Below are 12,332 nucleotides of genomic sequence, written 5' to 3'. Positions count from 1 at the left end.
GCCACAGGAGAAGCAAATGGCGGTCATTGAAATCAAGGTTCCCGACATCGGCGATTACAGCGATGTCCCCGTCATCGAAGTGCTGGTCGCCGTCGGCGACAGCGTGGTCAAGGATCAGGGCCTGGTAACGCTGGAGTCGGACAAGGCCACGCTGGAAGTGCCGTCCTCGGCCGCCGGCGTGGTCAAAGAGCTCAAGGTCAAGGTGGGTGACAGCCTGTCCGAAGGTGCGCTGGTGCTGCTGCTGGAAGCCGAAGGCGAGGCCGTCGCACCGGCTGCGCCCGCCAAGGCTGACAGCAAGCCCGCACCGGCGGCTGCGGCGCCTGCCGCCGCGCCCGGCAGCAAGCCGCCGGTAACGCCGTCGCATCGCGCGCCGGCCGAACCGGCGCCGTCCAAGCCGGCGCTGGCCAGCGGCAAGCCGGCCGATATCGAATGCAAGATGGTGGTGCTCGGCGCCGGCCCTGGCGGCTACACCGCCGCGTTCCGTGCCGCCGACCTGGGCCTGGACACGGTGCTGATCGAGCGCTACGCCAGCCTGGGCGGGGTCTGCCTCAATGTCGGCTGCATACCGTCCAAGGCGCTGCTGCATGCCGCCGCGGTGATCGACGAAGTGGCGCACGCCGGCGATTTCGGCGTGGACTTCGGCCAGCCCAGGATCACCCTGGACAAGCTGCGCGAGTACAAGGAAAAGGTGGTCGGCAAGCTCACCGGCGGCCTGGCCAGCATGGCCAAGCAGCGCAAGGTGCGCACCGTCACCGGCGTGGCATCGTTCGTGTCGCCCAACGAGCTGGAGATCGTCGGCGACGACGGCAAGACCCAGCTGCTGCGCTTCGAGCACTGCATCATCGCCGCCGGTTCGCAGGCGGTGAAGCTGCCGAACTTCCCGTGGGACGACAAGCGCGTGATGGACTCCACCGACGCGCTGGAACTGCACGACATTCCCAAGACCCTGCTGGTGGTTGGCGGCGGCATCATCGGCCTGGAAATGGCCACGGTGTACAGCGCGCTCGGCAGCAAGGTCACCGTGGTCGAGTTCATGGACCAGCTGATGCCGGGCGCCGACAAGGACCTGGTCAAGCCGCTGGCCGATCGCCTGAAGAAGCAGGGCGTGGAGGTCCATCTCAAGACCAAGGCCACCGACGTCAAGGCCGACGCCAGCGGCATCACGGTGTCGTTCGAAGCGGCCACCGAGGGCGAGAAGCCGGGTCTGCAGGCCACCGCCTACGACCGCGTGCTGGTGGCGGTTGGCCGCACGCCCAACGGCAAGAAGATCGGTGCCGACAAGGCCGGCGTGACCATCACCGAGCGCGGCTTCATTCCGGTCGATCGGCAGATGCGCACCAACGTGCCGCACATCTTCGCCATCGGCGACATCGTCGGTAACCCGATGCTGGCGCACAAGGCCACCCACGAGGGCAAGCTGGCCGCCGAAGTGGCTGCCGGCGAGAAGAAGGAATGGGTGGCGCGGGTGATTCCGTCGGTCGCCTACACCAACCCGGAAATCGCCTGGGTCGGCGTGACCGAGACCGAGGCCAAGGCCAAGGGCCTGAAGGTCGGCGTGGCCAAGTTCCCGTGGGCCGCCAGTGGCCGCGCGATCGGCATCGGCCGCACCGAAGGCTTCACCAAGCTGATCTTCGACGAAGAAACCCACCGCGTGATCGGTGGCGCCATCGTCGGCGTGCATGCCGGTGATCTGCTTGCTGAGATCGGCCTGGCAATCGAGATGGGCGCCGAGGCCGAAGACATCGGCCACACCATCCACGCGCATCCGACCCTGAGCGAATCGGTCGGCATGGCCGCAGAGGTCTACGACGGCACCATCACCGACCTGTACATCCCCAAGAAGAAGTAAGCGCCGCCACTTGCGGCACGGCCAGCGACGCCCCGCCTTGCGCGGGGCGTTGTCGTTTTGGTGTGCTGCCGGGAGGGGTTGCAGGGTGCGGCCGTTCCCACCGGGGCGCTGCATGCGCCACGGAATGCAGTGCTCGCAGTGCTGATGCTCTGCGCTGTGGTCCCATGGCGCGTTGCAGCTGCGCAGCGGGACGAGGGTCCGGCGCATCGTCGCCGGGCACAATGACCTGCCGTGCGGCGCAGGCGGGCGTGACGGTGTGGATGCTGGTGCGGCATTGCCATGCCGATCCGGTCTTCAAGGCGCAGATGCCGGGTGCGCTGACGCAACAGGTCGCGCATGGCGATATCGGCGCACTCGCTGGTGCTGTCGGCACCGCACAAGAAAACAAAAGGCCCGCAAAACGCGGGCCTTTTGGTGCAACGCTGCGCGTCGATCAGAACGCGAACGTCACGCCCGCAACCGGGCCCTTGAACTCCTGCTTCAGACCGATCAGGCCATCGCTGCCGCGCTGGTCGACGTCGAGCTTGAACCAGTCATAGCCGGCGAAGATGCCGAAGTTCTTGGTGAAGCGGTATTCGGCAATCGCGTTGGCGCGGCTCAGGTCGCCGTCGTAATCGCCAAAGTCGCCCCAGCTGGTGTTGAGGTACTGGCCCTGCACGTTGAACAGCCAATGCTCGCTCGGGCGCGCGGTGAAGCGGATGCCGACCACCGGCGCAACGCCGTCTTCGCTCTCGTCCAGCACATCACCGCTGAAGACGCTGCCCAGGTCGGCGTACGCGTTGGCTTCGACCTTAGCGTATTCGGCGCCGATCTGCAGGCCCAGGCTGAATTCCGGCGAGTCGATCACCGAGTAGTCATACACCAGGGTGGCAACCTGATACTTCAGCTCGCCCTTGATGAAGCTGCCGGTCGGCACGGTGACGCCACCGCCGCTGATGTCCTGGGTCAGGGTCTCGCGGCGATCCTTGTCGTACTTGAAGTAATCGAAGATCAGGCGCTGGCGGGTGCTGATGCGGAACACGCCGTCGACGCGCGGCTCCCATTCCTTGCCGCCGAGCTTGAAGTCTTCGTTGACCGACACGTTGTTGCCTGCCACCAGCGTGTTGCCACGGATGGTGTTGTCGTTGTCGACGTTCATCGCACCCAGACGGAGCTGGAAGCGGTCATCGGTATCTTCGGCGTGCGCCGGCGCGGCGTAGGCGGCAGCCAATACGCACGGGATGGCCAGTGCGAGAAGGTGTTTCATGGGGAGCTCCGAATTCTTGGAATGGTCAGGCGTTTCGGCCTGTGCGGCGCATCTTCGATAAGACGGCGTCTTTCATAAGTGAAGGAGCTGTCGCATTGCCGTGAAGGCCGAGATAGCAATCGGACAAAACGGTCCGCTGCTGCAGGGGTCAGACTTTAGTCGTACGTTGCGCAATCCGGGCGCCAGGCGCGAAGCGCCACGGCATGGGTCAAGCCGCCATGGCACCGATTGGACCGCCAACGGGAAGGTCGCAGGGTGCGACAAAATGCGTAAAAAGTAGGAGCCCCGATGCTCCGGGGCTCCCATACGCGACCTGCGGCGGGACCTTTCGACGAGGATGTGCAGGCCTCGCGGGTTATGACCGCTGGTTTGTGGCAAAGTTCCCACCCGCCGCGGCAACCCTGTATGGTGCGACGCAGCAACGGATGACCTCTGCCGGTTGTCTCGCAATTTGTCCCATTGCTATACTTTCGCGGCTCGACGAGGCGCATCTGCGCTTCCCACTCATTCACACGTAAGGTAACCGTAGTGCTGAACTCCGTTGACGCGGGTCGGCGGTTGATGCTGCGCGCTGCGGTATATCCGCTTGCCGCTGTAGCTATAACCAGTCTGGGGTTGCTGTTGGTCGGTCCCCGTTACTCTGCCGGTCTGGCATTGACCGGGTTTGCGACGGTGCTGGGCGGTTGGGTGGCAGCACGTACCGCGCTAGGTGGCGGTATCCAGGCAGCCGGCATTGCCATGGTCCGGCTGATCCTGGCGATGGTGTTGAAGTGGGTGTTGGTTTTCGTGGCGCTGGCGCTTGGCTTCGGCCTGTGGCGGCTGCCTCCTCTGGCCTTGCTGGCGGGTATCGCCATCGGGCTGATTTTTCAGGTTCTGGCTCTGGCCAGGCGTTGATTCGAACTTAAAGGGCTCCGGACACATGGCGGGCGAGGCAGCAACACCTACCTCCTATATCCAGCATCACTTGCAGAACCTGATCTATCCGGTTCGCGAGGGTGGCGGCACGTTTTGGACCATCCACGTCGACACCCTGGTCATGGCGGTGCTGATGGGCCTGGTGATGGTCTTCGCGTTCTGGACGGCGACCCGCAATGCCACCGCCGGCGTGCCGGGCAAGTGGCAGGCGTTTGTCGAAATCTGCCTCGAGTTTGTCGACCGCCAGGCCAAGGACACCTATCACGGCAGCAGCAAGCTGGTGACGCCGATCGCGATCACCATCTTCTTCTGGATCCTGTTGATGAACCTCATCAAGATGATCCCGGCCGATTTCATCGCCATCCCGCTGGGCTGGGCCGGTATCCACGCCTGGAAGCCGGTGCCCACCGCCGACGTCAATGCCACCCTGGGCATGTCGATCAGCGTGTTCTTCCTGATGATCGTCTTCTCGCTGCGCTCCAAGGGCGTGGGCGGCATGACCAAGGAATTCCTGACGGCGCCGTTCGGCAAGTGGATGATGCCGTTCAACCTGCTTTTGAACATCGTCGAGTGGCTGAGCAAGCCGATTTCGCTGGCGATGCGACTGTTCGGCAACATGTTCGGCGGCGAGATCGTCTTCCTGCTGATCTGGGTGCTGGGCGGTGCGGGCATCGCCGGCATGGTCGCTGGCGGCGTATTCGGCCTCGGCTGGATGCTGTTCCACCTGTTGGTGATTCCGCTGCAGGCCTTCATTTTCATGATGCTGTCGATCGTGTATCTGAGCCTTGCCGAAGACAGTCACTGAGTTTCGCTGCACCCTTCATACGCTTCATCCCGATTCATCCATCACCCTTAGAAACTTTCGTTCGGAGATCACCATGTACCTCGCCGTCCTGACCAACCTCGCTCAAGTCCAGAGCTCCACCGTCCTCGCCGTCGGCATCATGATCGGCCTGGCCGCGCTGGGTGCCGGCCTCGGTCTGGCCATCATGGCTGGCAAGTTCCTGGAATCGGCTGCGCGCCAGCCGGAGCTGATCCCGGTGCTGCAGGTCCGCATGTTCATCACCGCCGGCCTGATCGACGCCGCGTTCATCATCAGCGTCGCCGTCGGCCTGCTGTTCGCCTTCGCCAACCCGCTGGCCCAGGTGTTCATCGAGCGTCTGTCGCAGGCTGCCGGCTGATCCAGCGGTAGCAGGATGTGGAGGCAACCGCGTGCGGTTGCGTCCGCGGATGAAGGTCGGAAAGCGTCGCCATGCGGTGGCGCTTTCACCCCTAAACAGCGATTGAGCGACCCATGGATATCACCCTTACCATCTTTGCCCAGGCGCTGGCCTTCGCCGGTCTGATCTGGATCGTCGCGACCAAGATCTGGCCGCCGCTGCTGCAGGCGATCGAAGAGCGTCAGCAAAAGATCGCTGAAGGTCTGGCTGCGGCCGATCGCAGTCAGAAGGATCTGGCGCAGGCGCAGGAAAAGGTCAACGAAGCACTGAAGGACGCACGCACCAAGGCCAACGAGATCATCGATCAGGCCCATGCGCGCGCCAACCAGATCATCGAAGCGGCCAAGCACGAGGCAATTGCCGAAGCCAACCGTCAGAAGGATCTGGCGCAGACCGAGATCGACGCGTCCGCCACGCGTGCCCGCGAGGAACTGCGCAAGCAGGTGTCCGTGCTGGCCGTCAGCGGTGCCGAGAAGCTGCTCAAGCGCGAAATCGATGCCAACGCCCACAAGGCGCTGCTCGACGAGCTGGCGGCGGAGATTTAATCGATGAGTCAGGCCCTCACACTTGCCCGTCCGTACGGCCGCGCCGCGTTTGCGATCGCGCGTGAGGGCGGCAACTTCGCGCCCTGGTCCGATGCGCTGGCGTTTTCGGCGCAGGTGGCCGGCGACCCGCGCGTGGCCGCGCTGCTGCTCAACCCGGCCCTGGGCCAGGATCAGGCAGTGACGTTGTTGGCGCCGCCGCAGGCGAGCGAAGACTATCTGCGTTTCCTCGGCCTGCTGGCCGACGCGCAGCGGCTGTCGCTGCTGCCGGAAGTGGCAGGACTGTACGAACAACTGCGGGCCGAAGCCGAACACGTCGTCAAGGCGACGGTGACCTCGGCGGCTGCAATGAGCCAGGCGGAACTGGACACGATCGCTGCTGCGCTGAAGAAGCGTTTCGGCCGCGAGGTGGACATCACCACCGCGGTGGATGCTTCGTTGATCGGCGGCGCGGTGATCGACACCGGCGACGTGGTCATCGACGGCTCGCTGAAGGGCAAGCTTGCGCGTCTGCAAAGCTCGCTCGCCCACTGAATTCACATAAACGCATGGCCCTCGCGGCCGGCACCTAGGACTGAACGATGGCAACCACGCTCAACCCCTCCGAAATCAGCGACCTGATCAAGACCCGCATCGAGGCGGTCAAGCTGTCCGCAGAGTCGCGCAACGAAGGCTCCGTGACCAGCGTGTCCGACGGCATCGTGCGCATCTTCGGCCTGGCCGACGTGATGCAGGGCGAAATGATCGAACTGCCGAACAACACCTTCGCGCTCGCACTGAACCTGGAGCGCGATTCGGTCGGCGCCGTGGTGCTGGGCGATTACGAGAACCTGCGCGAAGGCGACGTGGCCAAGACCACCGGCCGCATCCTGGAAGTGCCGGTCGGTCCGGAACTGCTCGGTCGCGTGGTCAACGCGCTGGGCGAGCCGATCGACGGCAAGGGCCCGCTGGGCGCCACCCAGACCGCACCGGTGGAGCGCGTTGCGCCCGGCGTGATCTGGCGCAAGTCGGTCGACCAGCCGGTGCAGACCGGCTACAAGTCGGTCGATGCGATGATCCCGATCGGCCGCGGCCAGCGCGAGCTGGTCATCGGTGACCGCCAGACCGGCAAGACCGCGCTGGCGATCGATGCGGTGATCAACCAGAAGGGCACCGGCATCAAGTGCGTGTACGTTGCGATCGGCCAGAAGGCCTCGACCGTTGCCAACATCGTGCGCAAGCTCGAAGAGAACGGCGCACTGGCGCACACCGTGGTGGTGGCTGCGACCGCGTCCGAATCGGCCGCGATGCAGTACATCAGCCCGTATGCCGGCTGCACCATGGGCGAGTACTTCATGGACCGCGGCGAAGACGCGCTGATCGTGTACGACGATCTGTCCAAGCAGGCCGTGGCCTACCGCCAGATCTCGCTGCTGCTCAAGCGCCCGCCGGGCCGCGAAGCCTATCCGGGCGACGTGTTCTATCTGCACTCCCGCCTGCTCGAGCGCGCTGCGCGCGTGTCCGAGGAATACGTGGAGAAGTTCACCAACGGTGCGGTGACCGGCAAGACCGGTTCGCTGACCGCGCTGCCGATCATCGAAACGCAGGCCGGCGACGTGTCCGCGTTCGTGCCGACCAACGTGATCTCGATCACCGACGGCCAGATCTTCCTGGAAACCGACCTGTTCAACGCCGGCATCCGCCCGGCCGTGAACGCCGGTATCTCGGTGTCGCGCGTCGGTGGTGCGGCCCAGACCAAGATCATCAAGAAGCTGTCCGGCGGCATCCGTATCTCGCTGGCGCAGTACCGTGAGCTGGCCGCGTTCGCGCAGTTCGCCTCGGACCTGGACGAAGCCACCCGCAAGCAGCTCGAGCGCGGTCAGCGCGTCACCGAGCTGATGAAGCAGAAGCAGTACGCGCCGATGTCCATCGCCAACCAGGCGCTGTCGATCTATGCCGTCAACGAGGGCTACCTCGACGAAGTGCCGGTCAACAAGCTGCTGGCGTTCGAAGAAGGCCTGCACGCGCACTTCGCCAACACCCAGGGTGAGCTGGTCTCCAAGATCAACAGCACCGGCGGCTGGGACAACGACATCGAAGCTGCCTTCAAGAAGGGCATCGAAGAGTTCAAGACCACGGGCAGCTGGTAACAGCGCCGGGAGTCGGGATTGGGCATTCGGGATTCGTAGGAGCGGTGATCTGAGGGCTTGAACGCCCAGGATCACCAGTTCGGATCTCCAGATTCAGGTACTCGGGGTTTGTGGGTGAGGTGACGTCGGCGGCTTTGGCCAATCCCGAATCACCCATCTCGAATCCCACCATCGAAGCGAGCGAGTATGGCAGGCGGACGCGAAATCAAAACCAAGATCAAGAGCGTGCAGAACACCCGCAAGGTGACGCGCGCGCTCGAAATGGTCTCGGCCTCCAAGATCCGCAAGGCGCAGGACCGTATGAAGACCTCGCGTCCGTACGCGCAGGCGATGAAGCAGGTGATCGGGCATCTGGCGCAGGCCAGCACCGATTACCAGCATCCGTTCCTGGTCGAGCGCGAGCAGGTCAAGCGGGTGGGTTACATCGTGATCTCTTCCGACCGCGGTCTGGCCGGCGGCCTGAACAACAACCTGTTCCGCAGGATGCTGGGCGAAGTGCGCCCGTGGCAGGACAAGGGTGCCGAGATCGACGTGGTGACCATCGGCCAGAAGGCTTCGGCGTTCTTCCGTCGTATCAAGGTCAACATGGTCGGCAGCGTCACCCATCTGGGCGACAGTCCGCAGATCGAGCAGTTGATCGGTGTGATCAAGGTGATGCTGGATGCCTTCGTCGAGGGCAGGGTGGACCGCGTGTATCTGGTCTACAACCGCTTCGTGAACACGATGACGCAGAAGGCCAGCTTCGATCAGCTGCTGCCGCTGCCGGCCGCCGAGCACAAGGTGGCGCACCACGATTGGGATTACCTGTACGAACCCGATGCCGCGACCGTGCTGGAGCACGTGATGACGCGTTACATCGAGTCGCTGGTGTACCAGGCCGTGCTGGAAAACGTGGCCTCCGAACATGCTGCGCGCATGGTGGCGATGAAGGCCGCCAGCGACAACGCCAACAAGATGATCGGCACCTTGCAACTGGTCTACAACAAGGCGCGTCAGGCGGCGATCACCCAGGAAATTTCGGAAATCGTCAGCGGCGCGGCCGCGGTATAAGCACGGCCGGGATTGGGGATTCGGGATTGGTAGGAGCGCAGCGAACTGTGCCTTCGCGAATCCCCAATCACGAATCCCAAATCACAAAATTCCACGAGATGGCATTTGCCACTCGGACAGAACAAAGCTAACCGGAGCAGCAAAATGAGTCAGGGCAAGATCGTTCAGATCATCGGCGCGGTCGTCGACGTCGAATTCCAGCGCAATGAAGTGCCGAAGGTCTATCACGCGTTGAAGGTCGAAGGCACCGAAATCACCCTGGAAGTGCAGCAGCAGCTCGGCGATGGCGTGGTGCGCACGATTGCGCTCGGCTCCACCGACGGCCTGAAGCGCAACCTGCTGGCCACCAACACCGAGCGCGCGATTTCGGTGCCGGTCGGTGCCGGGACGCTGGGCCGCATCATGGACGTGCTGGGTCGTCCGATCGACGAGGCCGGCGACGTGCAGGCTTCGGACCATTGGGAAATCCATCGCGCTGCGCCGTCGTATGAAGACCAGTCCTCCAGCACCGAGCTGCTGGAAACCGGCATCAAGGTCATCGACCTGATGTGCCCGTTCGCCAAGGGCGGCAAGGTCGGCCTGTTCGGCGGCGCCGGCGTCGGCAAGACCGTCAACATGATGGAACTGATCAACAACATCGCCAAGGCGCACTCGGGTCTGTCCGTGTTTGCCGGCGTGGGCGAGCGTACCCGTGAGGGCAACGACTTCTACCACGAGATGAAAGACTCCAACGTGCTGGACAAGGTCGCGATGGTGTACGGCCAGATGAACGAGCCGCCGGGCAACCGTCTGCGCGTTGCGCTGACCGGCCTGACCATGGCCGAGTACTTCCGCGACGAGAAGGACGAGAACGGCAAGGGCAAGGACGTGCTGCTGTTCGTGGACAACATCTACCGCTACACGCTGGCTGGTACCGAAGTGTCCGCGCTGCTCGGCCGCATGCCGTCGGCAGTGGGCTACCAGCCGACCCTGGCCGAGGAAATGGGCGTGTTGCAGGAGCGCATCACCTCGACCAAGAGCGGTTCGATCACGTCGATCCAGGCCGTGTACGTGCCTGCGGACGACCTGACCGACCCGTCGCCGGCGACCACCTTCGCCCACCTGGACTCCACCGTCACGCTGAGCCGTAACATCGCTTCGCTAGGTATCTACCCGGCGGTGGATCCGCTGGATTCCACCAGCCGCCAGATGGACCCGCTGGTGATCGGCACCGAGCATTACGACACCGCCCAGCGCGTCCAGCAGACCTTGCAGAAGTACAAGGAACTGAAGGACATCATCGCGATCCTGGGTATGGACGAGCTGAGCGAAGAAGACAAGCAGTCGGTGTCGCGCGCACGCAAGATCGAGCGCTTCTTCAGCCAGCCCTTCCACGTGGCCGAAGTGTTCACCGGCTCGCCGGGCAAGTACGTCTCGCTGAAGGACACCATCCGCGGCTTCAAGGCGATCTGCGACGGCGAGTACGACCACCTGCCGGAGCAGGCGTTCTACATGGTCGGCAGCATCGAAGAAGCCGTCGAGAAAGCCAACAAGATGAGCGCCAAGGCGTAAGAGCCGGGATTTGGCATTCGGGATTCGGGATTTGGTACGGCGGTAATTGGGACGGTGGATGAGGATGGGAACGACGGTGAACGCCGCTGTTGCCAATCTCCAATCCCCAATCCCCAATCCCCGCCTCACAACGCGAGGCACCATGAGCACTATCCGTTGCGACATCGTCAGCGCCGAGAAGGAAATCTTCCACGGTGAGGCGACGCTGGTCGTGGCCACCGGCGAGTTGGGTGAGCTGGGCATCGCGCCCAAGCACGCACCGCTGATCACGCGCCTGAAGCCGGGCAAGGTGGTGGTCACCACCGCCAGCGGCGAACAGCTGGACTTCGCCATTTCCGGTGGCATTTTGGAAGTGCAGCCGCAGGTGGTGACCGTGCTGGTCGATACCGCGGTGCGCGCGCAGGACATCGACGAAGCTGCCGTGCGCAAGGTCAAGGAAGAGGCCGAGCGTCTGCTGGCCAACCGTGGCGACACGGTGGATGTGGCCGATGCGCAGCGTCGGCTGGCCGAGGCGACCGTGCAGCTACAGGCACTGGAACGCCTGCGTCGCAATCTCAAGCACTAAGCACGCCGGCGTGCGCGCATTTGCTAGCGCACGCAAACGTGATACCCGATGCAGCGCCGCACGCAGGTGTGGAGTGGAAACGCCGACCCCCAGGGTCGGCGTTTTCGTTTCTGGAGCTGCGCGTGCGTGGCGCCGCCCCCGTGCCTGGGCACAGCAGGCACACTGCCTGCCTTGCGCCGTGCCGCCGGTTGCAGGCGGCGCGGCCTCTCACTCACGCACGTCGAGGAATACCCGATGACCCGCACGACCGATGGCTTTCGTAATTATGCGCTGAGCGGCCTGCTGGCCGTGGCGATGCTGGGGTGCGCGCTGCCGGCCCGCAGCCAGCCGCCGCTGGATCCGCTGCTGGATCGCATCGTGCAACGCAATGCCATCGGCGATGCGGTGGCGCTGAGCAAGTGGGACAGCGGCAAGCCGGTGCTGGACCAGACCCGCGAGGCGGCGGTGTTGCAGAGCGTACGCGAGCAAGCGCCTGCGCATGGGCTGGAGGCCGACGATGCGGCGCGTTTCTTCGCTGCGCAGATCGAGGCCAACAAGGCGGTGCAATACGCGTTGTTGCACCACTGGCGCGAACGCGGACGCGCGCCGGACACCGCGCGTCCGGATCTGGCGATCCTGCGCACGCGTCTGGATCAACTGCAAGGTCAATTGCTCGACGCACTGGCCGAGGTCGCGCCGGCACGTGCAGCGCCGCAATGCGCGACCAGCACCGCGCGTGCGGCGGCCCATTACGCCGCGCAATGGCAGCTGGACGCGCTGCATCGTGCGGCACTGGTGAGAAGCCTGGGCGATTTCTGCCACTGATACGCGCCGGGTCCGACACTGCCCGGGCTCAGGGACGCGCGCTCAGCGATACACCACGTGCCGGCCCAGGAAAAACGACACGATCGCCAGGCCGCCTTCCACCAGCGGTTTGGCCAGCCAGGCCTGGCGCAGGCCAACCAGATCCACCGTTGCCGACAACAGCCATGTGCTGATGAGTGTCAGCGCCAGCCACATCAGCGCAAAGCGGCGAAAACGCGGCCAGCCCAGACGTGCGCCGCCTTCCTGGGCAAAGGTGTAGCGGCCGTTGAGCCAGAAGCCCAGCACCGCGCCGCTGATCCGCCCGAGCAGATTGGCAGGCACGGCCGGCATGCCGGCCGCGGTGGCGGCGATGAAGATGCCGCAGTCCACCGCCAGCTGCAGGGCGCCAATGATCATGAATTGGCTGCCTTGGCGGAACAGACTCATGCAGGCCGTGTCATCGTGGAAGGGCGCTCATGCTA

13 protein-coding genes are annotated in these 12,332 nt (G+C 64.3%); 11 read left to right on the top strand and 2 right to left on the bottom strand.

From position 1 onward, the window contains the following. Positions 1-16 precede the first annotated feature (16 nt). The gene (lpdA, locus tag ACCQ04_RS17460; RefSeq protein WP_226427493.1) at positions 17-1,849 is read left to right on the top strand and encodes a dihydrolipoyl dehydrogenase; all 1,833 of its coding nucleotides are present in this window, start codon (positions 17-19) and stop codon (positions 1,847-1,849) included. Between the two features lie 433 nt (positions 1,850-2,282). Here lpdA and ACCQ04_RS17455 read toward each other — a convergent pair whose 3' ends face one another. Beyond that, complete coding sequence (locus ACCQ04_RS17455; protein WP_026064024.1) at positions 2,283-3,095, bottom strand: hypothetical protein; 813 nt, start codon at positions 3,093-3,095, stop codon at positions 2,283-2,285. A 528-nt stretch (positions 3,096-3,623) separates the two neighbouring features. On the opposite strand from ACCQ04_RS17455, the gene ACCQ04_RS17450 reads away from it, so the two are divergent. The 10 genes from ACCQ04_RS17450 (at position 3,624) to ACCQ04_RS17405 (ending at position 11,871) form a co-directional block, all read left to right on the top strand. Next, on the top strand, positions 3,624-3,989 hold the full coding sequence (locus ACCQ04_RS17450) for a hypothetical protein (RefSeq protein WP_016901016.1): 366 nt from the start codon (positions 3,624-3,626) through the stop codon (positions 3,987-3,989). A gap of 25 nt (positions 3,990-4,014) precedes the next feature. After that, positions 4,015-4,815 (top strand): F0F1 ATP synthase subunit A, encoded by an 801-nt coding sequence (gene atpB / locus ACCQ04_RS17445; protein ID WP_016901015.1) that lies wholly within the window; start codon positions 4,015-4,017, stop codon positions 4,813-4,815. A gap of 73 nt (positions 4,816-4,888) precedes the next feature. Further along, the gene (atpE, locus tag ACCQ04_RS17440; protein WP_002814105.1) at positions 4,889-5,191 is read left to right on the top strand and encodes a F0F1 ATP synthase subunit C; all 303 of its coding nucleotides are present in this window, start codon (positions 4,889-4,891) and stop codon (positions 5,189-5,191) included. A gap of 113 nt (positions 5,192-5,304) precedes the next feature. Then, a complete protein-coding gene (locus tag ACCQ04_RS17435) occupies positions 5,305-5,775 on the top strand; it encodes a F0F1 ATP synthase subunit B (protein WP_016901014.1) in 471 nt (156 codons plus the stop codon). A 3-nt stretch (positions 5,776-5,778) separates the two neighbouring features. Then, complete coding sequence (locus ACCQ04_RS17430) at positions 5,779-6,306, top strand: F0F1 ATP synthase subunit delta (protein WP_016901013.1); 528 nt, start codon at positions 5,779-5,781, stop codon at positions 6,304-6,306. Between the two features lie 47 nt (positions 6,307-6,353). Then, positions 6,354-7,901, top strand: coding sequence for a F0F1 ATP synthase subunit alpha (gene atpA, locus ACCQ04_RS17425; RefSeq protein WP_039525261.1), 1,548 nt, complete (start codon positions 6,354-6,356; stop codon positions 7,899-7,901). A 186-nt stretch (positions 7,902-8,087) separates the two neighbouring features. Continuing rightward, entirely contained in the window at positions 8,088-8,951 is an 864-nt protein-coding gene (atpG, locus tag ACCQ04_RS17420) for a F0F1 ATP synthase subunit gamma (protein ID WP_047129381.1), read from the top strand. Positions 8,952-9,095: 144 nt separating this feature from the next. Then, complete coding sequence (gene atpD, locus ACCQ04_RS17415) at positions 9,096-10,502, top strand: F0F1 ATP synthase subunit beta (RefSeq protein ID WP_016901010.1); 1,407 nt, start codon at positions 9,096-9,098, stop codon at positions 10,500-10,502. A 142-nt stretch (positions 10,503-10,644) separates the two neighbouring features. Further along, a complete protein-coding gene (locus ACCQ04_RS17410; protein WP_024938404.1) occupies positions 10,645-11,067 on the top strand; it encodes a F0F1 ATP synthase subunit epsilon in 423 nt (140 codons plus the stop codon). A 234-nt stretch (positions 11,068-11,301) separates the two neighbouring features. Beyond that, positions 11,302-11,871 (top strand): chorismate mutase, encoded by a 570-nt coding sequence (locus ACCQ04_RS17405; protein WP_154832679.1) that lies wholly within the window; start codon positions 11,302-11,304, stop codon positions 11,869-11,871. Between the two features lie 42 nt (positions 11,872-11,913). Here ACCQ04_RS17405 and ACCQ04_RS17400 read toward each other — a convergent pair whose 3' ends face one another. Continuing rightward, positions 11,914-12,297, bottom strand: coding sequence for a GtrA family protein (locus ACCQ04_RS17400; protein WP_016901007.1), 384 nt, complete (start codon positions 12,295-12,297; stop codon positions 11,914-11,916). Between the last annotated feature and the right edge of the window lie 35 nt (positions 12,298-12,332).

Source organism: Xanthomonas sp. NCPPB 2866 (assembly GCF_041475745.2).
GTDB lineage: Bacteria > Pseudomonadota > Gammaproteobacteria > Xanthomonadales > Xanthomonadaceae > Xanthomonas > Xanthomonas arboricola.
This window is presented reverse-complemented; position numbering and strand designations above follow the sequence as displayed.